19 protein-coding genes are annotated in these 23528 nt (G+C 65.7%); 3 read left to right on the plus strand and 16 right to left on the minus strand.

Annotated elements, in window-relative coordinates; all coding sequences use genetic code 11:
• Nucleotides 1-115 precede the first annotated feature (115 nt).
• The 3 genes from ASC92_RS12790 (at nucleotide 116) to ASC92_RS12800 (ending at nucleotide 3261) form a co-directional block, all read left to right on the plus strand.
• Nucleotides 116-523 carry a TssQ family T6SS-associated lipoprotein gene (locus ASC92_RS12790; RefSeq protein WP_056515663.1) on the plus strand — a complete coding sequence of 136 codons (408 nt, stop codon included), beginning with the start codon at nucleotides 116-118 and terminating at the stop codon, nucleotides 521-523.
• 67 nt (nucleotides 524-590) lie between these two features.
• Nucleotides 591-2453 (plus strand): type VI secretion system-associated FHA domain protein TagH, encoded by a 1863-nt coding sequence (gene tagH / locus ASC92_RS12795; protein WP_056515666.1) that lies wholly within the window; start codon nucleotides 591-593, stop codon nucleotides 2451-2453.
• Complete coding sequence (locus ASC92_RS12800; RefSeq protein WP_056515671.1) at nucleotides 2446-3261, plus strand: PP2C family protein-serine/threonine phosphatase; 816 nt, start codon at nucleotides 2446-2448, stop codon at nucleotides 3259-3261. Before tagH ends, ASC92_RS12800 begins: the two co-directional genes overlap by 8 nt.
• 9 nt (nucleotides 3262-3270) lie before the next feature.
• Here ASC92_RS12800 and ASC92_RS12805 read toward each other — a convergent pair whose 3' ends face one another.
• From ASC92_RS12805 to ASC92_RS12880, 16 genes are all read right to left on the minus strand, one after another.
• The gene (locus tag ASC92_RS12805; RefSeq protein WP_056515673.1) at nucleotides 3271-3651 is read right to left on the minus strand and encodes a DUF4150 domain-containing protein; all 381 of its coding nucleotides are present in this window, start codon (nucleotides 3649-3651) and stop codon (nucleotides 3271-3273) included.
• 15 nt (nucleotides 3652-3666) lie between these two features.
• Entirely contained in the window at nucleotides 3667-4326 is a 660-nt protein-coding gene (locus ASC92_RS12810; protein WP_056515676.1) for a DUF3540 domain-containing protein, read from the minus strand.
• A gap of 46 nt (nucleotides 4327-4372) precedes the next feature.
• Complete coding sequence (locus ASC92_RS12815) at nucleotides 4373-5422, minus strand: pentapeptide repeat-containing protein (protein WP_056515679.1); 1050 nt, start codon at nucleotides 5420-5422, stop codon at nucleotides 4373-4375.
• A complete protein-coding gene (locus ASC92_RS12820) occupies nucleotides 5419-7998 on the minus strand; it encodes a DUF2169 domain-containing protein (RefSeq protein WP_056515683.1) in 2580 nt (859 codons plus the stop codon). The genes ASC92_RS12815 and ASC92_RS12820 overlap by 4 nt, the downstream gene beginning before the upstream one ends.
• A gap of 55 nt (nucleotides 7999-8053) precedes the next feature.
• Nucleotides 8054-8443, minus strand: a complete 390-nt coding sequence (locus ASC92_RS12825) for a hypothetical protein (protein WP_157609052.1) — start codon at nucleotides 8441-8443, stop codon at nucleotides 8054-8056.
• 40 nt (nucleotides 8444-8483) lie between these two features.
• Nucleotides 8484-10868 (minus strand): type VI secretion system Vgr family protein, encoded by a 2385-nt coding sequence (locus tag ASC92_RS12830; protein ID WP_082519582.1) that lies wholly within the window; start codon nucleotides 10866-10868, stop codon nucleotides 8484-8486.
• Nucleotides 10869-10888: 20 nt separating this feature from the next.
• Complete coding sequence (tssH, locus tag ASC92_RS12835) at nucleotides 10889-13609, minus strand: type VI secretion system ATPase TssH (protein WP_056515689.1); 2721 nt, start codon at nucleotides 13607-13609, stop codon at nucleotides 10889-10891.
• Nucleotides 13606-14778 carry a type VI secretion system baseplate subunit TssG gene (gene tssG / locus ASC92_RS12840; RefSeq protein WP_082519583.1) on the minus strand — a complete coding sequence of 391 codons (1173 nt, stop codon included), beginning with the start codon at nucleotides 14776-14778 and terminating at the stop codon, nucleotides 13606-13608. Before tssG ends, tssH begins: the two co-directional genes overlap by 4 nt.
• Nucleotides 14775-16646: a type VI secretion system baseplate subunit TssF gene (gene tssF, locus ASC92_RS12845; RefSeq protein WP_056515693.1), complete on the minus strand. Its 1872-nt coding sequence runs from the start codon at nucleotides 16644-16646 to the stop codon at nucleotides 14775-14777. Before tssF ends, tssG begins: the two co-directional genes overlap by 4 nt.
• Nucleotides 16647-16767: 121 nt before the next feature.
• Complete coding sequence (gene tssE / locus ASC92_RS12850; protein ID WP_042673168.1) at nucleotides 16768-17295, minus strand: type VI secretion system baseplate subunit TssE; 528 nt, start codon at nucleotides 17293-17295, stop codon at nucleotides 16768-16770.
• Between the two features lie 8 nt (nucleotides 17296-17303).
• Nucleotides 17304-18167 (minus strand): type VI secretion system accessory protein TagJ, encoded by an 864-nt coding sequence (locus tag ASC92_RS12855; protein ID WP_056515696.1) that lies wholly within the window; start codon nucleotides 18165-18167, stop codon nucleotides 17304-17306.
• Nucleotides 18168-18301: 134 nt separating this feature from the next.
• Nucleotides 18302-18784, minus strand: coding sequence for an Hcp family type VI secretion system effector (locus ASC92_RS12860; protein WP_056515699.1), 483 nt, complete (start codon nucleotides 18782-18784; stop codon nucleotides 18302-18304).
• Nucleotides 18785-18831: 47 nt separating this feature from the next.
• A complete protein-coding gene (gene tssC, locus ASC92_RS12865; RefSeq protein WP_056515702.1) occupies nucleotides 18832-20340 on the minus strand; it encodes a type VI secretion system contractile sheath large subunit in 1509 nt (502 codons plus the stop codon).
• A 24-nt stretch (nucleotides 20341-20364) separates the two neighbouring features.
• Nucleotides 20365-20934 carry a type VI secretion system contractile sheath small subunit gene (tssB, locus tag ASC92_RS12870; protein WP_056515704.1) on the minus strand — a complete coding sequence of 190 codons (570 nt, stop codon included), beginning with the start codon at nucleotides 20932-20934 and terminating at the stop codon, nucleotides 20365-20367.
• Between the two features lie 84 nt (nucleotides 20935-21018).
• Nucleotides 21019-22116: a type VI secretion system protein TssA gene (tssA, locus tag ASC92_RS12875; RefSeq protein ID WP_056515706.1), complete on the minus strand. Its 1098-nt coding sequence runs from the start codon at nucleotides 22114-22116 to the stop codon at nucleotides 21019-21021.
• Nucleotides 22117-22255: 139 nt separating this feature from the next.
• Nucleotides 22256-23449 carry a fumarylacetoacetate hydrolase family protein gene (locus ASC92_RS12880; RefSeq protein WP_056515709.1) on the minus strand — a complete coding sequence of 398 codons (1194 nt, stop codon included), beginning with the start codon at nucleotides 23447-23449 and terminating at the stop codon, nucleotides 22256-22258.
• Nucleotides 23450-23528: the final 79 nt, after the last annotated feature.

Genomic DNA, 23528 nt, shown 5'->3' on the forward strand with positions numbered 1-23528 from the left:
GTTCGCGGCCTATATTATCGAAGTCATGCGCGCCCTTACGATGGCGCATCGCGTGCATGCCGCAACTGAGCGGCACACTACTCAAGCATTGCCTTTTGCAAGGTAGGAGAGAAGATTGAAGTCATGTCTGCCTGCTCTGGCACTCGCTCTTTTGGTGATCGCGGGTTGCACGACCACACCACCGCCCGATCCCGCACCGCAGCCCGAACGGCTGAGCCAGCAAGTGGCGCGCACCACGCTCGAACGCGCGCAGCAGGCCTATGACGAAGGCGACTATGCCAAGGCCGTCAGCACGCTCAAGAGCGGCGGCGTGTCGGTGTTCGACGCCGCCGAGCCCGCCATGCGGCTCGATGCGATGAAGCTCGAAGCCTTCAGCTACTGCGTGGCCAACCAGGTGGCCGAATGCCGCACGCAGTTCCGCAAGATCCTCGATGCGTTCCCGAACTTCGAACTCAACGTGGCGGAGCGCAAGCATCCGGTGTGGGGGCCTGCGTTCGAGGCCGCCAAGCGAATGAAGCGTTGATGAAAAACACCGCGGCCCTGCAGCCGCTGCTGTTGCCGAAGCGCGGGAAGACGAACACGGAGAAGCCATGCTCTGGACAGTGATCGAACATGCGGGCAGGCCGGTGGCCGCGGGGCCCTCGGCATTGCTCGCGGCGCCCGGCGGAACGATCGGACGCAGCCCCGACAACCATCTCGTGCTGCCCGACGAACAGCGCCAGATCTCGCGCCTGCAGGCCACCGTGCGCTTCGACGACGACGGCGTCGCGGTGCTGCGCAACATGAGCGCCGTGCTGCCGATCAGCGTGAACGGACGCTCGCTCGCGCATGAGCAGGAGGCGCGCGTGGCCGATGGCGACCGCGTGGCAATCGGCAGCTATGTGCTGGAGGCTGCGAGCCCGCTGCGTGCACCGCCCGTGGCGCCGCCCGTGACGGCTGCGGCACCGGTGCAGCCGTTGCAGCCGCTTTCGATCGCAGCACCGATGGCCGCGCCCGTGTCGGCGAGCCCCGTCGATGCGTTGCTGCCGTCCTCCGGCGCATCCGACGTGTTCGCCGATCTGTTCGGCGAAGGCGCGCTGCCCATCGGCGATACGCAGCCCACGGTGGCGATGCCACCGCCGCCGCGGCAGGCGCCTCCTCCGGCTCCAGCACCCGTGGCGGCGCCGGCGCCCAGCGAATCTTTCGCAGCGCCCCTGCAGCCATCGGCACCGCCGCCACCACCGCCCCCGCCAAAAACAAGTCCGGGCCTCGCCTCGCCGCAGATCCCTTCCGCTGCGGACTGGGACGCCATCCTTGCCAACGCACCGCGCCGCGCCGACAGCACGCCCGCGCCGATGCCCGACCCGATGGCGCACGAGCCCTTCGAGCTGCCGTCGCAGGCGCGCCGCAACCCGGTCGATCCGCTTGCGGAACTGAACCCGGATGCGGCCAACGACATGTCGGACATGGCGCTCAAGCGTGGTGTCGATCCGCTCTCTTTCTTCGCGGCCGACGAAAGCGCGCACTCGCCGCTGACCGACCCGCGCCCCACCACGCTGGCGCACACCGATCCGCTGCTGCCGGGCGACGCGCACCCCGCGCTCGACCTGCTGCAGAACAACAGGCCGGCGGTGCAGGGGTACAGCCAGTCGAACCATGCGCACGAAGTGGCGGCGCAGTTTCGTCCGCCGAATCCGATGGCGATGCCGGTGCCGGTATCCGCACCAGCGCCTGTTGCCGAGCCGGTGAAGGTGGAGGCACCGCCACCGCCTGTCGTGGCAACACCGATGGCTGCCGTGGTCGCGGAACCCGCTGTCGCGGCAGCAACGCAGCAACCTGCGGCGCAACAACCCGCAGCCCCGTCTTCCTCGTCGGAAGCCCTCTTCAAGGCTTTCCTCGAAGGCGCCGGCGTGCCCGAGGTCACCGGCCAGCAGCCGCTCGACATCGAGGCCATGCAGCGCCTGGGCCGCATCATGCGGGCCTTCACCGACGGCACCATCGACCTGCTGTCCTCGCGCGCCATGCTCAAGCGCGAGGTGCGCGCCGAGATCACGATGATCGTGGACGAGGAGAACAACCCGTTCAAGATCCTGCCCAACGGCCGTGCCGTGCTGATGCAGATGTTCGGCGCGCGCATGCCCGGCTTCCTGCCGCCTGAAGCGGCCGTGCACGATGCGCTCGGCGACCTGCAGTCGCACCAACTCGGCATGGTGGCCGGCATGCGCGCCGCGCTGCTCACGCTGTTGAAGCGCTTCGATCCCGCGGCACTGAACAGCGCCACGCCACACGACGGAGGCCTGGGCGAGAAGCTGCTGCCCGGTGGCCGCGAGGCGCGCCTGTGGCGCGAACTGCAGCAGCTGCACACCGAGACCACCGCGGCCGTCGAGGACGACTTCCAGGCCGTCTTCGGCCGGGCCTTCCAGCAGGCCTACGACAAGGAAATGGAAAGATTGAAGGAGGCGCGCCGTGCTTGAACTCACCCGCGCTTTCGCGGTGCCGATATCGACCTCGCAGTTCTCCTGCGTCGGCGAGCGCAGCGGCAACCAGGACGCCATCGGCTACCACCTCGACGAATACAGCGCCTGCTTCGTCGTCAGCGACGGCGTGGGCGGCAACGCGGGCGGCGAGCTGGCCGCACGCATTGCGGTCGACACCGCGCTCAACACCTTCGTGCGCAACCCATCGGTGGAGCAAGAGGACATCCAGCACGCCGTGAAGGCAGCCAACGACGCCATCCTTGCCAAGCAGCGGGAGCTCGCCGACCAGAGCAGGATGAGCGCGACCATCGTCTCTCTGTTCGTAGACCGCACCAGCGGCCAGGCCTGCTGGGCCCACGTGGGCGACAGCCGTCTCTACTGGTTCCGCCGCGGCGCGCTGATGCAGCGCACCGAAGACCACAGCCTGTCGGAGCGCTCGGGCGAAGCGGCACTGGGCAACGGTACCAATGGCGGTGAGCGGCTGGTCAAGACCAACCTGCTGTACCGCGCGCTCGGCGCCAGGGCCGCAGTGGAAACCACCGTGTCGACGCCGCAGCGGCTGGCCGACGGCGATGCGTTTTTGCTGTGCACCGACGGCTTGTGGCAGCTCATTTCACAGCAGGTGATGGAGCGTTCATTGCAGCTGGCCGACAGCGCTGAAGAGTGGCTCGCGCTGCTGCGCCGCGCGGCCGAGGCCAAGGCCGACGAGTCGCGCGACAACTACTCGGCGCTGGCGGTGTGGGTGGGGTTTCCGCAGCAGGTGACGCTGACGGGGACGGCGCAGCCGCCTCGCGCTGCTGCCTAGGGTGAATGATCAGGGCGCGAGAATCAGTACCTTGAACTGGCTCGGCACAACCCGCATGCCGACCATGTTGCAGCGGTTTTGCACCGTGATGCTTGTCACGCGTGTCGCGGGCGTCCCCTTGAGGAGCACGGTGAACGCACCGGTGATGTGACGCGACTGCTGCATGAAGGTCTGTGACACCACCCCTCCCAACGCTCCAGGCTGATCGCCCAAGGTGATGGGCGTGGTGGTCGCCATGTTGTGGGCCGGCATTCCCATGAACAGGATGTTCCAGGCGTTGGGTATCGCCATGGGGCCCAGGGCCATGTTCGGAAACGGAATGGGAACGGGTGTCCTGCACACATCCGGAAAGGCCAGGTCCATTCCCATAAGCTGGCAATTGGCAAACATCGCTTGAACTCCCTGTTAGCCCATGTGGATCTGCGCGGCATCGACCTTGACAAGGTCCTTGCCGGTTACCACGGTGTGGTTTCCATGAATCCGTACGGTTTCGGTTGCCTTGCAGTCCAGATGACCTACGCGAACCTGGTCGATCTCGTCCACCAGCCGCAGCGCATTTCGTGCCATCTGGACGATGCGATCGACCACTACTTCGAACACCTTCCCGACGAGACGAAAACGCCCCACCGTCGCATCGACCGCGTGGCTCGTATAACGCATCTCATCGATGTGGCACAGCCCTTGGCCGGCTCGCATGCTCCATTGACGACTCTTCATTTCCAGCGTGGCGTCGCTCTGGATGCGGACGTCCCCCGCGCTCTCGATGGACACGCCAGCTTGCCCACCCAGCTTCAACTCCCCAGCTGAGTCGATGTGGCTTACGGCTCCATCGGCCTGCTCGATCACCGCAATCAAATAGGCTCTGGTGCTGTCCGGCCCCGACACCAGCACAAGGTCTCCCACAGCAGGCCTCAGCAGACAGCTCGCAGCGCGACGGCACAGCCGCACCGAACCCTGTTCGTCTTCGACGGCAATCAACCCGTCCGGCATCAGCATGGAAAGCCGCCCCATGAAATGGACCGGGGTCGGTTCATTCAAGGCTGCACGCAGTGAAACGACGTTCATGATCTATTTCCTTCTCGGTGTGGGTTCGCAAACACAAGGCGGCGCTTCAATGGGTATTGCTCCATGCTTGGGCTTTGAAGAGATCCGGATCGTTCTCGATGATGCCGCCGCGTCCAGAGAATCGAGCCCCCTGCTGTATCGCACGGTGGAAGCGAGTGCGAAGAAAGTGTGCGCCGCGCATGTCGACGTCCACGAGTTCCGCATGGGAAAAGTCGGCGTCCTGCAGCTCGGCGCCATGGAAACTCGCGCCGGTACAGAGTGCGCGATGAAAGACACTCAGCGGCAGCCGAGCTTCACTGAAGTCGACGCGTTCGATTCGTGCGTCGGCCCAGATAGACTGATCGAAGCGCCCGCCGCTGCAGTTCGAATCGCTCATGTCGGCTTCAGGAAAAAGGGTGTGACACGCATCGGCACCAGAGAAGTTCGCCTTGCGGAGTTGTGCGCCCTTGAAATTGCTCTGGGTCAGCACCGCGCCACTGAAGTCAACGCCATCCATGCGGCTGTCGGTGAACTGGCAGAGCACGAACTCCTGCGCCGCGAGACGCTGGCCAGTGAGATCGCACTCCATGAACGTCGTGCTCTCGCACCGCGCACCACTCAACTCCACCTGGCGAAGATCCATCCGGAAGAAGGTCGCGAATGTCAACGAAGCCCCGGTGCAGTCCAGCCGATCCACCTGAGATTCGCCCACCGTGACGCGATCGCACTGGCGGGTGCGCAGATTCATTCGGAACATCCGGCATTTGAAGAAAGCCACCCGCTCCAGGCAAGCACCTTCGAACACGGCATCGTCAAGCACCGACTCCATGAACGAGGCATCCTGCACGAACGCGTGATCGAGATGCGCCGCCTCCAGACGGCTTCGAAAGAAGCGTGCGTCCTTGAGCCGCGCATGGCTCAGATCGCTGCACACGAACACGCAATTGGACAGGGTACTGTCTTCCAGGCTGCAACCTGCGAGCTGTGCGCCGCTGAAATCCACGCGTTCGAACATCGCCCCCGAAAGGTCGAGTCTACGCAGGTCCCAGCCTTTGCAATCCAGATCGGTCACAGCCACACCATGGTGAATGTTGTCCAGCAGTTCGTCACGCGTCATCGAGTCGTCTGGGCGCGGCGGGCAGGCCACACCTTGGCGTTGTGGGTATAGGCACTGTCCAGCCGCGTCGAACCGTCGATGGTGGCTTGCGACACGTCTGCGCGGAACAGATTTGCGTTGTGAAAATCCGTCATCCGCAAATCCGCCTTGGAAAGGTTGGCATCGATGAAGTTCGCGTCGACCAGCGAGGCTCCCGAGAAGTCGGCACGCACAAAGAGGCTTTCACCGCCGTTCAGCCGATCGAGCCGCGCACGACGCAGATCACAACCGGAAAAATCGCACCCCTCGAGCCGCGCGCCACTCAGGTCCGCACCCGTCAGTGCCACGCCGCGCAGGCCGCAGTGCTTGAACGCCGCATCGCGAAACACCGCACCGGCCAACATGCTGTCGCTCGAGAAACTGCAAGCGGCGAACGTGGCGCCCGTGAAATCGATCCCCTCCGAGCCGCTGATTGCAACAAAGCCGCAACTGGTCATGGCAGCATGCGCGAAGGACACGCCTTTCAGCGTGCATTCGATCCACCCCATCTGCCGGAATTGCGCTCCGTCGAAAGAGACATCTTCCAGCGTCATCTTCATCATTGCGACCTGCTGCCACCGAGAGCGCCGCAAGTCGCATTGCTGCCAGACGCTTTCATGGGTGTTCGTTGCCTCGAACTCCACATCGGTCAGCACGCAGACGCGAAAGACCGTCTTGTGGCAGTTCGCATGGCGCAAGCTGGCGCCGCCGAAGTTCGCGCCGTCGCATTGCGCGCCACCGAGATTCGCGTGATCGAGCCGCGCGGAGGTGAGCGTCGCACGCTCCAGCCGGGCGCGCGCGAGCACGGCCCGTGTGAAGTCACATCCATCCAGGCGTGCACCGGCGAGGTTGGCGTCCTCGAGATTCGCACCCGAAAAATCGGCACCGCTCAAATCCATGTTCGATAAATCGGCACCCACGAGATTCGCACCTGCGAACCGGCGCTGCCCCGGCTCGGCGGCACCCAGGCGCCGGCGCAGCTTGGCAGCGCGGAAAGTGGTCATCGCGGGGGCCGGATCGAGCAGATGGGCCGTATAGAGATGCCCCTGGCGAATCTGCGAGACCATGCGCTCGCGTGCCTGCGCCGCCTCCTCGACGCCCTCGAGCCGGCCCTGCCGCCCGAACTCTTCGATCCGGGCCAACTCCTCGATCATCTGGTCGGGATCAAAGCGGCGACGCCCTGTCGCTTCGGTGGGATCGGGGACTTCGACGCCCAATTCCGCCATCGCCTTTTCGCTGCGGGCCTTGAGCTCGTCGCGGGCCTGTGAAATCTTCTGTTCCGCCCGCGCGCTGTATTCCGGCAAATCCTCCAGTTGCAGCGTGCCCTCGAGCAGCACGGGCGTTGGCAGAAACTTCGCAGGATCGAGCCCTTCGCTTTCCAGCCTCGCGCGCCGCATCTCGTAGTCACGGAGCTGACCGGCCCGCTGATTGCGAACCATCGGGCGACTCGACACATCGGGCATCTGGTCTGCCGCCCATGCACCCATGACAGCCTTGGGTACGAGGTCACTGTCGCGCACCGCGTGAATCGCAGTTTCGGGGTCCAGGCGCAGCCGCAGCACCGATTCGTAATGCGAGAGAGGCCGCGACTCCGTCTCCAGTTCGAGAGCCGGCATGAGATGCTTCATGTCCGCCGCGTCGTCTTCAGTGATCGCGAAGCTTCCGTGCCAGATCAGAATGGCGCGTCGCACGTGGGGGAACAACCATGCAGTGGTCAGGCGCAACATCGCTTCCTGAAGCTCGCCGCCATCCTTGTGCCAACTCGCGAAGCATCGTGCCCGCCAGCGCGGCAAGACGCCACGCAGCACGGGCTCGGTCGGATGCATGTTCCAAATCTCGTAGCTGGCCCCCGCCGGCAGTTCGCCTGCATCAGGCCAACGCTGGTCGGATGGCGCGGCATTGAAGAATCGCCAGTCCATGTCGTCGGCGAAGCCAGGGTACTGTTCCTGCAGCCACTGCGGGCCGTATGCGGTGCCCAGCAGCCGCATGCGCTGCGGCCAGTCCGGCGGAATCGCGCCCATACTGGCGGGACGGACGTGCTGCCCGCGAGAGGCCATGCGCGCATCCGGCGCTTCCACGTTGGGCACACGCCGCACGGCCACCCCGTTGACCATCTCGTCCACCCGCCCCATTCCCTGAGGGTTCTCGGCAAGGTCGGGGCCGCCGTACGCATGCGCCCAGTCGATTCGCATGCTGTCGAACGGCTGCGGCGCGGTGGCCCGGCCATCGAGCCAGAAACGGTCGCCGGACACGGTCAGCGCCTTCTCTCTTTCGGCAAGCCGAACCTTGACGGCGCAGATTGTCTTGTCCTGCTGGTGGGCGGTGTAGGCACGGCCGCTCACGAGCATTTCGGGTACCAGCTTCGGAACCCCGAGATCCAGTACATTGCCGGGCCCGATCTCTTCAGCAGCCAACTGCCAGAGCTCCTGCTCGGGCAGCAGCATCGGTTGCGCTTCCAGGCTGACCAACCCGAGCACCGAAACGCCCAGCATGTCGCGCCCCTGCCAGCGGTAGGGGCGCGTCAATGTGCTGAGACGAAAGGGCTTGACCGTTTTCATGAAGCGCTGCGGCTCGTTGGCGAGGGCTCGGCGGCGGGCAGGATATCCGGGATCTTCATAGCCTCGGCTCGTCGATGGCGATTTCTCGCGTGGCCGGGTCTACCTTGATTTGCACCGTGCGGCCCGGTGCGAATTGCGGCATCTTGACGGGCGACAGGGGCACCGTGAGTTCTGTCTCGAAATCCGGTACGCCTCCCGCAGCGTCGACATGCAAGCGCAGGCGGGTGAGTATGTAGATGCGGTCGATGCGTGTCCTGGTATCGGTGCTGGCCAGCACCTTGGCGGTCGTTGGCAATCCGACACGCAACACGTGCGCAGCTCGATCGGCGCCCGCTGCCTTGGCATTCGAAGCCTTTTGCAGCTTCATGACGCCAAACGCGCCCGACACCACCACGACCAACCCGGCCAACGGAATGAGGAGGTACCAGAAATTGCTCGAGGCCATGGCCATCATCCGGCAAGAGGGTAAGCCGCGCGAAACGCCATCAGGCAAGACCCGTCAGCATCTTGAAGTACAACAGCACGCCGCCCATGTTGACGTCATAGCCGGCGTTGCCTGTATGAGCGATCGTTTGCGTGGTCGTGTACAGGCCGAAGGCATAGCCGATACCGAACAGTTCGCCCTTGACGCCATTGGTCGATATCTGGATCCCGTTGTTGAAATTGGCGATAGCCGAGCTGCTGGTGAGCGCGATGTTGGCCCCGACGTTCAGGCCCGAGCTTGTGAACCGCGTCGGCGCCGAGTCCCAGATACTTGCCCGATTGATGCGCTTGACGTGCTCGCCCTCGATGATGACGTCGCCCTTGGCCGTGATTTCCACGTTGCCCGACGTCGATTCGATGTACACGCTCTTCGCCTTGCCCACGTAGTCGCCACCCGTCACGGTCGACGTGTGCGTGCCATCGATGGTTTCGGTAAGTGTCGATGTGATGTGGTCAACCCCTGTGCCGGTGACCTTCCGATCCCAGCCAGACTTGTATCTTTCCGTGCGCAGCGAATCCTCCGCCGTGAGCTTGGACTCGCCCTTGACCTTCTCCTCCATGCCGCCTTCGACCTCGACCAGGAATCCGCTCTTGAAAGTCTCGTGCCGTTGCCCGGCCGTCACGACGACTTCCGACGTTCCGGTTTCGACAGTTTCCTTTGAACCGGACTTGGTCGTGATCTCGATTCTGTTGTTGAAGAAATGCTCGGTCAACCCACCCGACACTTCGAGCTTCGAGCCGGTCTGGTACATCGCATGGTCGAGGCCCGCTTTGACGGTCGTGGTGCGCGCCTTCCCGACGGTCAGCGTCTCGTTTCCGGTGATCGTGGTCGTGCGATCACCGCCGATGGTGTCGCGCTCGTCCGCTTCAACATCGATTTCAAAATCCTTCTCGGCATGAATCCGGACAAGCTCGCTGCCCGGCGCGTCGTCCAGGATGAACTCGTTGGCATTCGCGGGCGTCCCGTCCTGGCTGCGGCTCACGAAGCCGCTCACCGTGACCTTCGCAGGCAGCTCGAGCGGCGGCATCTGGTCCGAGTTGTAGACGCGGCCGATGATGATCGGCCGGTCGGGGTGCCCGCCGATGAAATCGACGATCACTTCCTGCCCCTTGCGCGGATGATTCACCGCGCCGTAGTTCGAGCCGGCCCAGGCGCTGGAAACGCGCACCCAGCAGGAGCTGTTCTCGTCGCTCTTGCCGTAGCGGTCCCAGCGAAACTGCACCTTCACGCGGCCGTATTGGTCGACCCAATACTCCTGGCCGGCCTTGCCCACCACGGTGGCAGTCTGCGGTCCGTTGGTGCGGGTCATCGGCGTCACGCGCGGCGGGCGGAACGGGTACGAAGTCGGCTGCACCGCAAAGCTGAAGCTGTACTGGCTGTCGGCGGCGCCGCTCTCGTAGCCGCCTTCGCGCAGCGCATACGACACGGACACGATCAGGTATTCGCGGTTGTCGTCCTGCCGCGGGCAGTTCTGCATCGTGAAGCGGTAGCCCGGCGCCATTCCGCGCACGCTGCTGTGGCCGATGTCCCGCTCGGCCTGCGACTGTGCCTCTTCGAGCCTGACGCGCGAGTAGTGCTCACCCTGTTCGGCCTCGCTGAAGCCGCCGAGCCATTCGTAGATCTCATAGGTATCGTGGGGATTGCCGCGCGGCTGGCTGCGCATGCCCATCAGGTCGGCCTTCGACTTCTTGAAGTCGTAGTCGTCCACCACGTAGGTGCCGGGGCGGATTTCCTCGGTCACCTGCCATTGGTCGATCACTTCCTGGAAGGGATCGGGGTTGCGGTCGGCCGCAAGATAGCTGATCTTGGGATAGCCCGGCAGGGTGTCGTGCGCGCCGATGTCGTCCGCGAGCACCAGCGTGTGCTGGTTCTTCTCGTGCCTGAAGTAGTAGTAGATGCCCTCATGCTCCATCAGCCGGCTTACAAAGGCGAAGTCGGTCTCCTGGTACTGCACGCAGTACTCCCACTGGCGGTAGGTTCCGCTGAGCTTCTTCTCGACCGCGAAGTTGTAGTCGGCAAACACTTCATCGAGGATGTCGACGACCGACTTGTTCTGGAAGATCTTGCAGTCGCTGGTGCGTGTCAGGTACCAGAGCCAGGGCCGCACGGTGGCGCGGTACACCACGTAGCGCGACGTGCTGCTCTCCCTGCCGATCATGGTGAACCGCACGATCTGCCCGTTGAGAAAACGCGGTTCTCCGGCCGTGAGTATTTCAAGCGAGAGCGGCTTGCCCAGCACCGACTTCATGTCGAGCGACATGCTCGGGCTCAACAGGTCCACCTCGAACTCGAACAGCTGCGACAGCCCCTCGGCGCCATGCATCGAACGGAACATCAGCTGGTCTTCCGCCAGGGGCGTGTGGACTTTGACAATTCGATTGGCCATGGCTTGCTCCCTTTCTTCGCTCAGCGTTCAGAAAATTCGTAGTGAAAGTCGTCGTTCGCCGCGCCAAGCCGCACCTCTGCGAGCTTGCGCGCGCTGACCGTCGCACCAATGACCTCTTCGCTCAGCCGCGGAAGAATGGTGTGGGTCAGGATCGCATCGATCATCCGGCCGCCCGACTCGATGGCCGTGCAACGGCGCGCCACCAGTTCGACGGCGCTGTCGTCGTAATGCAGGGCAATGCCGTGGTTCGCTTCGAGGCGGGCGGCAATGCGATCGAGCTGAAGGCGAATGATGCGATGCAATGCCTCGGCGTGCAACGGGTAATAAGGCACTACAACCAGCCGACCGAGCAGCGCCGGCGCGAACACCTTGAGCAGCGGCTCGCGCAGCGCGGTGGCCAGCGGCTCGGGGTCGGGGCGCAGGGTCGGGTCTTCGCACAGCTGCATGACCAGGTCGGTGCCGACGTTCGAGGTCATGATGATCACGGTGTTGCGGAAGTCGATGTGGCGGCCTTCGCCGTCTTCCATCCAGCCCTTGTCGAAGACCTGGAAGAAGATTTCGTGCACGTCGGTGTGCGCCTTCTCGATCTCGTCGAGCAGCACCACGCTGTAGGGTCGGCGGCGCACGGCCTCGGTGAGCACGCCGCCTTCGCCATAGCCCACGTAGCCCGGCGGCGCGCCCTTGAGCGTGGAGACGGTGTGCGACTCCTGGAACTCGCTCATGTTGATGGTGACGAGGTTCTGCTCGCCGCCGTACAGCGCCTCCGACAGCGCCAGCGCGGTCTCGGTCTTGCCCACGCCCGAGGGGCCGCACAGAAGGAACACGCCGACGGGCTTGTTGGGGTTGTCGAGCCGTGCACGCGCGGTGCGGATACGGCGCGAGATGGTCTCCAGCGCATCGGGCTGCGCGACCACGCGGGCCGAGAGAATCTCGCCGAGCCTGAGCACCGACTGCGCGTCGTCGCGCACCATGCGGCCGATGGGAATGCCGGTCCAGTCGGCCACCACGGTGGCGATGGCCTGCGCATCGACGGCCGCGAGGATCAGCGGCGATTCGCCCTGCAGCTGCACGAGCTTGTCCTGTGCTTCGTTGAGCTCGGCGCGGATTTCCTGCGGGCTCCGCTCGGGCTCGGCGGGTGGCGTATCGACAGGTGATTTGCCGTCTTCTTCCGCTTCGGCCTGCACTTGCGGCACTGCCGCCGGCGACAGCTGCTTGCGCAGCGCCACGATGCGCTCGACCAGCGCGCTTTCTTCCACGCGCCGCTGCTCCAACAGGTCGAGTTCGGCCTGTGCAGCCGCCGCCTGGGCCGCGATGTCTTCCACGCGCTGGTGCTCACCGACACCGATGGCCGCCTCGCGCCCCGCGATGCCCGACTCGATGCCCAGCACCTCGATGCGCCGCTGCAGGTCTTCGATGGCGGCGGGCAGCGCATGCTGGCTCAGCGCCACGCGCGCGCACGCCGTGTCGAGCAGGCTCACGGCTTTGTCGGGCAGCTGCCGCGCGGGGATGTAGCGGTGCGACAGGCTCACGGCCGCTTCGAGCGCCGCGTCGAGAATAAGCACGCCGTGGTGCTTCTCCAATTCGGCCGAGATGCCGCGCAGCATGATCACCGCCTTGGGCTCGGTGGGCTCGTGCACCTGGATGGTCTGGAAGCGCCGCGTGAGCGCCGGGTCTTTCTCGATGTACTTCTTGTACTCCGACCAGGTGGTCGCGCCAATGGTGCGCAGCCGGCCGCGCGCGAGCGCCGGCTTGAGCAGGTTGGCCGCGTCGCCGGTGCCGGCCGTGCCACCGGCGCCGACCAGCGTGTGCACCTCGTCGACGAACAGCACGATGGGCTTGGGACTCTTCTCGACCTCGTCGATCACCTGGCGCAGCCGCTGCTCGAATTCGCCCTTCACGCCCGCGCCGGCCTGCAGCAGCGTCGGGTCGAGCACCCACAGCGACACGTCCTTGAGCGATGGCGGCACGTCGCCCGCGGCGAGGCGCGAGGCCAGGCCTTCGACCACGGCCGTCTTGCCAACGCCGGCCTCGCCGGTGAGCAGCGGATTGTTCTGCCGGCGGCGCATCAGGATGTCGATGATCTGGCGGATCTCGTCGTCGCGGCCGTAGACCGGATCGAGTTCACCCGCGCGTGCCTTGGCGGTGAGGTCGCTCGCGTACTTGGCGAGTGCGGATCCGCCTGCCGCGGGGCCATCGCCCTGGTGGTGCGCCACCGCGGGTGCGCCGCCTGCCGCGCCTGCACTCGGTGCAGCGTCGAAGTCGTCCTCGGGCGATCCCTCGGTCCACGCGGCGAGCTGCGCCACCAGCACGTCAGGCACGATCTTGTCGAATTCGCGCGAGATGCCCGAGAGCACCTGCCGCAGCCCTGGCGTCTTGATGATGCCCGCGAGCAGGTACGCACCGCGGATGGAGGTGGCCTCGAAGCGCAGGCTCGCATAAACCCACGCGCGCTCGACGGCGTTGTCGACGTGCTCGGAGATGTCGCTGATCGACGTAGCGCCATGCGGCAGCCGGTCGAGCGCGCGCACCAGGTCTTGTTCGACCGCATCGAGGTTCAGCCCCGCGCGTTTGACGATGCGCAGCATGTCGCTGTCCTGCAGCTGCAGGATCTGGTGCAGCCAGTGCACCAGCTCGACGTAGGCGTTGCCGCGCAGCTTGGCAAAGGCGGTGGCGGTTTCCAATGCCTTGTAGAGCATCGGGTTGAGCTTGGAGAAAAGAGAGACGCGGCGGATGTCGGTCATAAACCCATGGGAGAAGGAGCGGAACGGGAGAACAATGCTTCGGGCGGGAACACCATGTCGCCCGCGTCGGTGTCCGACATGCGCGTGCCGAGCCAGCTGCCCCAGCCAAGGCGCTGGTTGCTGCTGAGCCGCACGCCGTGCGCGTCCTGCTTCTTCAGGACGAGCCGCAGATCCCACGCGAACTCGATGCCGACGTACTGGCGCACCCAGTCGACCACCTGCTGCAGCCGCTTGCTGCCGGGCAGGAACTCGCGGAACTCTTCCTGCGAGAGCGGCCCGAGTTCGAGGCGGAATTTGCTCTGCGCGTCGCGCACGGCCAGGCCGATGGTGGCGCCGCTGCCGAGCCGCTGGTTGCGGCCGGAAAGGCCGATCCGGCTGACCTGGTGCTCGTCGAGCATCACCCAGTCGCTCACGAATTCTTCGACGCGCACGGGCACGTCGAAGTAGAGCTTGAGGATCTGGATCAGGCCCTCGGGATTGCGCGTCTGGCGCACGAGGTGCCCCGCCATGAAGGTGCGCGCATGGTCGGCGATGCGGTCGCGCTCCTTGAGGCCGGGCTGCCCCATGTTCATGAGGCTGGACACGTAGTCGATGAAGCGGTGGCCGTCGGGGCGGTCCAGGCTGTTGACCGACTGCGCATCGGCCCAGGCCCGGTAGAACAGCAGGATCAGCCGGTGATGGAACAGGTCGGCGAACGCGCTGAGGGTGTCGTCGGCGTGATGCCGCTTGCGCTCGCGCGCGTACTCGGTCAGGTGCAGCGGCAGCGGGCCGTTGGGGCCGAACAGGCCGAAGCCGTAGATCGAGATGCGCGGCGGTCCGTCGCTGTCGACATCGACGCCCGACACGTTCGACGGCGCGAAAGCCATCGAGGGCTCCTGCCCAAGGCGCAGCGGCTCGTCGAGCGGACGCGGCGCGCGGCCCAGCAGCGGATGGTCGCCCTGCGCATCGAGGCGGCGCAGCAGCATGAACAGGTCGTGCTCGAAGGGCTGCTCCAACAGCCTGGCCCAGAGCACCGGGTCGACCTCGGGCACGCCGCGCCGTGGCGCCGTGCCGGGCAAGGGCGGCGCGACGTCGTGTTGTCGAATCTCGTCCGTATCGAGCACCACCTCGCCTTCGCTGGCGGCCGGCGCGTCCTGCTGCATTCCGTCAGTGAGGCCGGTTTCGCTCATACGGCAGGCCGACGTCCCACGCGCGGAGTCCAGCGCGCGATCTCGCCGCGCTGCAGGCTGGACAACGCGAACTCGGTGAACGCATTGAGCGACACGTGCCGGCTGAAGAACTGCTCCAGCACGGCGCCGAAGAGATAAGGGCTCGCGCCGGAGAACGCGACCTCGTCGATCTTGAGTGCCACCTCCACGCCGCGCCCGAACACGATGGGGCCCGGCTCGGGCAGGCGGCGGAACACCGGCGCCAGCGCCATCGAGCGCACGCCCTGGATCTGGCGGCGCACAGAGGGGTCGGCGAGGTTGCCGTACAGGTCGAGCATCTCGCGCAGCGCGGCCGCGCCCTGCGTCGCATCGACGTCGGTGAGGCTCAGGTAGTTGAGCCCCAGGTGGCTGATGAGGCGCCACGTCAGCGCGCCCTCGGCCAATGCGGGGTACGGGCGCGAGGGCCCGCGCAGGATGCGGATGGAGCGCACCGGCGCCGACACGCGCAGCGTGAAGTCCGATTCGAGCCCGGTCGGCAGCAGCAGCGGCAGGTCGCGGTTGGTGCACAGCGCATCGAGCGTGATGTGGCGCAGGCTGTGCGGAAAGGGCGCGTCGTGCTGGTCCACCAGCGAGACATAGACCTCGCTGCCGGTGTAGCTGGTGCGCGTGCCCTGCGCGCGTGCGCGGTCGGACACCAGGCGCGGTTCGCGGCGCAGCGAGAAGTAGGCACCGAAGTCGCCGTCGTCCGCCGCGAACGAGCCGAGGAAGGGGCGGAACTCGCGCTCTTCGGAGCCGTTGGCCATGTGGCCGGTGACGCGCTCGACGGTGAATATCTCGAAGTCGCGCGGGCGCGTGCGGTCGATCACCGCATGGTGCTCGTGCTGCCCCGGCCCCACCGGAATGCGGTCGCTGCGGCGCGGCACGAGGTTGATGATGGGCGTGCAGAACAGCGAGAAGTGCTTGACATCGACCAGCCGTTCGAGGTCGGCGTCGGCGCGGTCGAGCAGGATCACGATCTCCAGCGTGCTGCCGCCCATGGCCGAGGCCGCCGCGCGCAGCTTGTTCACGCTGAAGAACAGGTAGCGGTCGGGAAACGCGAAGTACTCGTGCAGCAGCCGGTAGCCCTGGAACGAGCGCGCGTCGTAGGGCAGCAGCGCCTGGTCGGGATCGAACCCCTCGTGCCTGATGGCCTCGTCGCCGAGCGGCACGATGCGGGCGGTGCTGCCCCGCCCGCTGCGACACACCACGCCGACGCTGTGGTGCGCCACGAGTTCGAGCACGCGCAGCGCATGCAGCTCCGCGCCCGAGAGAAAGAATTCGAGCCGATCGAGCGGCATGTCGGCAAAGCGCGCGCCGCCCACCGCTTCGAGCTTGATGGTGATGGCGCTCTTCGCCTGCCGCGCAACCATCGGCATGGCATGCGCGATCTCCGCCGGCACGGGGCCGATGCCGGCCTCGGCGATCTGGATGGGCCACAGCGTGACGGCATGGCCGGTGCGGAACTCGCACGCCGTCTGTTCGCCCTTGATCATGCGCCCGCGCAGGATGGTGTGGCGCGGCAGCTCGTAGCCGGCCTTCAGCGAACCTTCGTTGAGGTTGCCGTCGATCTGCACCACGGCCATCGCGGGCAGCGGCGCGAGGAAGTTGGGGTACACCACCTCGAGCAGCCGCTGCGAGAAGCGCGGAAATTCCGCGTCCATCTTGAGCTGGATGCGCGCCGTGAGAAAGCTGAAGCCTTCGAGCAGGCGCTCCACGTACGGGTCGCTGACCTCGATGCCGCGCATGCCGAGGCGCCCGGCGATCTTCGGGTAGCGCTGCGCGAACTCGGCACCGAGCTCGTGCATGTAGGTGAGTTCGCGGTTGTAGTAGTCGAGAAGCCGGGCGTCCATTATTGGCTCACCCCCAGGCTTCGCGCACTTCGTGTCGCTTCGCCAACCCCCTTGCAGGGGGCAACACCTGAGGCCCGGCAAAGCCGGTTCCTCGGTGTTTCACGAAAAGAGAACACCAGCATCAAAGCCCCCCCGTTGGCCGCAGCACCATGTGGCCGCTTTCGAGGTCGAGCTCCGAGCGCAGGATGAATTCGATCGGGTACGGCACCGACCACAACGTGCCGCGGATCTCCAGCGCGAGCAGGTTGTGGTGTTCGAGGTCGGTGGCATCGGTCACGCAGCGCACGTCGATGCTGTCCTTCATGATGCGCGGCTCGAAGTCGATGATGGCCGAGCGGATGGCCGCTTCGACGTCGGCGAAGTCGACCTCCGACATGCGGCCGCCGGCCCAGCCGCGCACGCCGAAGTTCAGCACCGAGCGGCGCGCGCGCGGCATGGTGTTGATGTTGTGGTCCGCACCGAAGTTGGTGGTGTTGAGCAGCCACTGCAGGTCGCGCAGCACCGAGTCGCGCAGCAGCCTGCCGCTCATGAGGAAGGCGCCCGCGCGCTCCTGCCGGGTCTGCGGTGTCTTGTCGGTGAGGCGGTCGAGCAGCACCGGCTGCAGGCGGTCGCGTGCAACGCTTTCCTGCTGGTCGCCGTCGGTGTCCATCATGGCGCTCATGCGTCGGTGGCCTCCCGCGCGAACTCGATGAGCCGCAGGTCGAGCAGCGAGTGGTCGCCGGCTTCGCTGATCAGCGTGCGCTGGCCGAGGCCCGCGTACTGTTCTTCGCCGGCCAGCGGCAGCCAGTCGGTGCGGCGGCCCAGCGTGGTCTCGTCGTCGAGCCCTTCGAGCGAGCCCGGGTAGCGCACCGGCACCAGGCCGTTGAGCGCGCGGCCGTCGTGCAGTTCGAGCTCGGCGGGAGCCCACAGCAGGTCGACCAGGTGCTGCGGGCGCGAGAACTTGATGCGGCGCACCTCGGGCAGGGGCAGCCATGCATAGCCCGAAGGCGTGAGCAGCTCCAGCACGGGGCCGATGCGCACGTCGCCGTCGCACAGCCAGGCGAAGTCGCTGCGCTCCACCGGTTCGCCGTCGAGCGCCTGCGCGGCGCGCGAATCGGAACGGTCGACGCTGGTGAGCGCGCCGTGCAAGGCGGGCGCGGCCTGGCGCGCGGTCTCGCGCAGGGCGGCGGCTTCCTCGGCGCGATCGGCCGGCAATGCCGCGGCGGCGATCAGCTGTTCGACCCATTCCGCGTTGCCGCAGACGATGGCCGGTGCGCGCCCGCCGGACCAGAAGTCGCTGCGATGGCGTTCACCCGCGAGCGCCATCGAACATGTGACGCTGGCAAGCGTGAAAGTGGGATCGAGCTTGGTGGCGAGCTTGAGCTGGTCTTCGGCCCGTTGCCATTCGCCGCGCAGCGCGAGAAAGTGGCACAGGGCAAGACGCAGGCTGGCGTTCTGGGGGCTGGCGCGGATCTGCCGCTGTACCCATTCGGTGTGCTCGGCCACGGAGCGTTCGCCCAGCACTGCAAACCCATCGCCCATGAAGCTTCCTTGCTGACTGACTGGCACACGGCGCTGACGTTAAAAAGGCCAGTGTGCAAAAGACGGCCGCGAAGGCCGTCGGGAAAACGTCGCGGCCGGCCCGCCGGGCCGGCCGCGCATCGGGAAAAGGGAGATCAGGATTCCCTGTTTTCCTTGATGTTCCAGCCCAGGACCGTCTCGGCGCCCTTGCCGCCCTTGTCGGTCTGTTCCCAGTACTGCTGCTTCACCTTGGCGGCCTGGAAGGCGTACTGCACGAACACGGCGTCGGAGCCCTGTTCGGCCGTGTACTGCACCGAGGTCACCAGCACTTCCTCGAGCGTGACGCGCGTGTATTCGATCTGCGAGCCCCCCGCCTTGCAGACCGACACCTCGATCTTCGACAGGTGCTTGCCGCTGGCGCAGTTCTTCAGGACGGACGGTGCCGCCTTGTCGATGCGAGCGAGCACCTGCAGGTCATTGAAGCTCGCCTTGCCCACGCCCCCGCCACCACCGCTGACCATGTTTCCAGGCTGCGTCGCTCCCCAGGCAAACGACTTGATATCCGTCCACTCCTTGTGGTTCGCATCCTTCGATTCGCCGTTTGCGCCCTCGACGCGCATGAACATGTCTACTGCCATGATTAACCCCCAAAGTTATATATGCCCGATTCCGGGACACCGTTGAATTAGCTGCTGTCCTTCTTGTTGGATGGCAGCTTCGAAACCAGCCGCAACGACACCGTCAGCCCTTCGAGCTGATAGTGCGGCCGGAGAAAAAACTTGGCGGCGTAGTAGCCCGGGTTGTCCTCGATGGCTTCCACCTGGACTTCCGCCGCCGCCAGCGGCTTCATCGCCTTCGTGTCCTGCGACGAGGTGCCGGGGCTGCCGTCGACGTAGTTCATGATCCAGTCGTTGAGCCAGCGCTCCATGTCCTCGCGCTCGCGGAACGAACCGATCTTGTCCCGCACGATGCACTTCAGGTAGTGCGCGAAGCGGCAGCAGGCGAACAGGTACGGCAGGCGTGCCGCGAGGTTCGCGTTGGCCGTGGCATCGGCGTCGTAGTACTCGGCCGGCAGCTGCAGCGACTGCGCGCCGATGAAGGCCGCGAAGTCGGAGTTCTTGCGGTGCACCAGCGGCATGAAGCCGTTCTTGGCGAGCTCGGCCTCGCGCCGGTCGCTGATGGCGATCTCGGTCGGGCACTTCATGTCCACGCCGCCGTCATCGGTCGGGAAGGTGTGGGTGGGCAGGTTTTCCACCGCGCCACCCGACTCCACGCCGCGAATGGACGTGCACCAGCCGTACTGCTTGAACGAGCGGTTGATGTTCACGCCCATCGCATAGGCCGAGTTGGCCCAGGTGTAGCGGTTGTGCGAGGCCGAGTCGGTCTCTTCCTCGAACTCGAATTCGTCGACCGGGTTGGTGCGTGCGCCGTAAGGCAGGCGTGCCAGGAAGCGCGGCATCGCCAGGCCGATATAGCGCGCGTCTTCCGAGTCGCGCAGGCTGCGCCATGCGGTGTGCTCGGTGTTCTGGAAGATCTTGGTCAGGTCGCGCGGGTTCGACAGCTCCTGCCATGAGTCCATCTGCATCACCGTGGGCGAGGCGCCCGCAATGAAGGGGCAGTGCGCGGCGGCCGCGATCTTGGCCATTTCGCTGAGCATCTCGACGTCGGGCGGGCTGTGGTCGAAGTGAAAGTCGCCGATCAGCGCACCGAAGGGCTCGCCGCCGAACTGGCCGTACTCGGCCTCGTAGATCTTCTTGAACAGCGGGCTCTGGTCCCAACCGATGCCCTTGTGGCGCTTGAGCGAGCGCGCCACTTCGCGCTTGGACGCGCACATCACGCGGATTTTGAGCTGCTCGTCGGTCTCGGTGTTGTTCACGAGGTAGTGCAGCCCGCGCCATGCGCCTTCGAGCTGCTGGAAGTCCTCGTGGTGCAGGATCTGGTTGATCTGCTCGGAGAGCTTGCGATCGATCTCGGTGATGATGGCCTGCACCGTGCGATAGGCATCGTTGGAGACGGTGACGGTGCTTTCCAGCGCCTGCACGGCCAGCGTCTTGACGGCGTTCTCCACCGCCTCGCGGGCCTGGTCGGTCTTGGGCTTGAACTCGCGCTGCAGCAGGTCGGCGAACTCGTTCGGCTCGAGCGCTTCGACGGTGGCGGGTGCGCGCGCGGCGCTCTGTTTGGATGCGGTGCTCATGATGGCGGTCCTTGCTGCTCGCGCTTACTCTGGAGATGTGCCGGGGGCGCCGGACTTTTCGTTCGCGGCTTCCACAGCCTTCGCCACGGCCGGGTTCGGTGCCGATGCGAGCGACTTGAGGAGCCCGGGGTTCTGCAGCGCTTGCGCAATCAGCTGCTCCGCGCCGTTCTTGCCGTCCATGTACGAGAGCAGGTTCGACAGCTCGGTGCGCGCCTCGAGCAGTTGTTGCAGCGCGCCGACCTGGCGGGCGATGCGCGCGGGCGAGAAGTCGTCCATGCTGTCGAAGGTGATGTCGACGTTCATCTGGCCGTCGCCGGTGAGCGTGTTGGGCACCTGGAAGGCGACGCGCGGCTTGATGGACTTCATGCGTTCGTCGAAGTTGTCGATGTCCACCGCCATGAACTCGCGCTCGCCGAGGTCGGGCATCGGGTCGATCTGCTTGCCCGCGAGATCGGCGATGACGCCCATCACGAAGGGCAGCTGGATCTTGCGTTCGCTGCCGTAGATCTCGACGTCGTATTCGATCTGCACACGCGGCGCGCGGTTGCGCGCGATGAACTTCTGACCACTGTTTCTGACACGGTTGTCTGCCATAAGCTTCCTCTTGAATCTGTAATGCGTGTGGGTGCGGTCCCGGTGGCCTGCCGGCCCGCGGAGCGCCCGACGGCTTGCGCCTAGTTATTCCGCGCTGCCCCCAACGTTCAGCGGACGTCCTGCAAGGCTCTCTATCTTTTGCAATCCCTCGGGCACGAGCTCTTCGATGATCTGGAAGAAGTTCAGGTCCATCAGCCGCTGTGCTCTTCGTATCAGCATGGGCGCCGGATGACTGGGCTCCATGCGCTCCAGGTACTGGCAGGCCTTCTCCAACACCAGCTGCACATCATCGCGAGTCGATATTTCAATATCTTTAACGAGCGCCGCGCGCGGGCCCGCGCTGCCGTTGGCTGTGCCCGCGACGGCGCCGCTTGCCTTCGGTGCCGCAACACCCGCTCCCTGCGGATCGGCTCCAGAGTGGGCTTCACCGGCCTCCACCCGCTCACCCTGCGCCTGTTCGGGCAGCAGCTGGACCACGGTGCGCAGCGAACGTTCGAGCCGCGAGAAGTCCGGCGCCCAGCTCTGGCCGAGCGCGCGCTCGCAGGTCTCGCGAATGCGCTGCAGCAGGTCGAGCGCCGCGCGCAACGCCACCACCGGGGGCGCCGCTTTCTCGTGCGCGCGCCTCGCCGCATCCCTCAGCCGACCAATGCCGCCCGGGTAATCGATCTGATGGTCGGTCTTGCTCGAATCGAGCAAGGCTTCGACCTGTCGCAGGCTCATCGATGCGCCGCCGTCTTCGAGCAGCCGGGCATCGCGCACGCTGCGCCCGAGCCCCTCGGCTTCGGCCAGCGCGGCCAGTGCATTCATGCGCGGCAGCGGGTCTTCGAAGTCGCCATCGACGACGCGTGGATGCACGTCGTTCCAGAATTTCTGCAGCACGGCATCGACGAGTTGCAGCCCGTCGACGTAGCCCGGCAATCCACGGTTTTCGGTCCAGGCCAGCGTGAGGGGCACCAGCACGCGCAGGTCGCGCGTACGCGTGCACAGCTGCTTCGCGATGCGCTCCACGCGTGCCCAGTCGGGCGGCTCCGCGGGAATGATCGTCGAGCCGAATTGCTGCTCGCGCTTACCTGTTGTTGCCTGGTGCAACGCCATGAAATCGGGGTCGTATTCCAGGTCTTCCCCACATGAAAGGGGGCCTTCCACAGGCAGCTGCAATAGATCGATCTCGCTCGTCGACAACCTCTTCTCCCTTGTTCGCCGTTTTCAAACAGCAGCGATCTTGAGGGGAACCAGAGGCGCGGTCAACAGCAACAGACTGCAACGCGAACCGTATGAATCACAAAGGAGTACAACTCCTTTTAATATTCAAACAGAACGTCTACATGTTCACACTCAGCAGACCGCGTTCACCCAGATTACGCATCAACGCACTGATGCCAAATGTCCACATCGGCGCCTGATGGGCGTACACCACACGATTGACGAGAGCGCCGAGTTCGGGCGCTGCAATGCGCACGCGGTCGCCCACGACATGGGTGAATCCTTGCCCAGGTCCGTGACGGTCCTGTGTCGGCGCGAACATCGTGCCCAGAAACAACATGAAGCCATCAGGGTAGGCGTGATGCTTGCCCACGGTCTGCGCCACGAGATCGAGCGGGTCGCGGCTGATCTTCGACAGCGAACTCGAGCCCTCGAGCTTGAAGCCCTCGGGGCCGGTCACTTCCAGCGCGACGGTGATGCGGCGCACGTCCTCGATGCCGAAGTGCGCATCGAACAAGCGGATGAAGGGGCCGATCGCGCACGAGGCGTTGTTGTCCTTGGCCTTGCCGAGCAGCAGTGCGCTGCGGCCTTCGAAGTCGCGCAGGTTGACGTCGTTGCCGAGCGCGGCGCCGAGCGTCTCGCCGCGGCTGTTGACGGCGAGCACGACCTCCGGCTCGGGGTTGTTCCACACCGAGCCCGAATGGATGCCGACATCGGCGCCCGTGCCCACGGCAGCGAGCACCGGGGCCTTGGTGAAGATCTCGGCGTCGGGGCCGATGCCGACTTCGAGGTACTGCGACCACACGCCCTGCGCGATCAGCACGTCCTTGACCTTCATGGCCTCGGGCGAGCCCGGCACGATGTCGGCGAGGTTGTCGCCGAGCACGCCGCCGATGGCCGCGCGCGTGGCCTCGGCCTTCGAGGCGTCACCGCGCGCCTGCTCCTCGATCACGCGTTCGAGCAGGCTCGCGACGAAGGTGACGCCGCTGGCCTTGATGGCCTGCAGGTCGCAGGGCGCGAGCAGCCAGGGCTTGCCGGTGTCGCGTGCGCTCTCGTCGCTGTTGGCGATGGCCTCGTCGAGCGAGGCGATGCGCGGGGCGCTGCGCAATGCACGGCGAACGGCTTCGGCAGGCGCCTCCTTGCCTTCGAGCAGGTCGCTCATGGTCGGCGCGAGCCTCGACAGGTCGTACAGGTCGCCTTCGTGCACGGCCACCAGCACGGGGCCCACGCCGGGTTGCCAGAGACGGCCGACGAGGGTGGCGCGTTCGGCGTCGCGGGGCAGGCTGGAAGAAGCTGAAAGATCGAGCGGCATGGCGTGGTGTCTCCGTGAGTTTGTGTGCGCTACGTTGCATCGTAGCGGCGCAGCGGAAAGACGACGCGGCCGGCCGCTC

Origin of the sequence: Variovorax sp. Root411 (assembly GCF_001425205.1) — a bacterium.
Lineage (GTDB): Bacteria > Pseudomonadota > Gammaproteobacteria > Burkholderiales > Burkholderiaceae_C > Variovorax.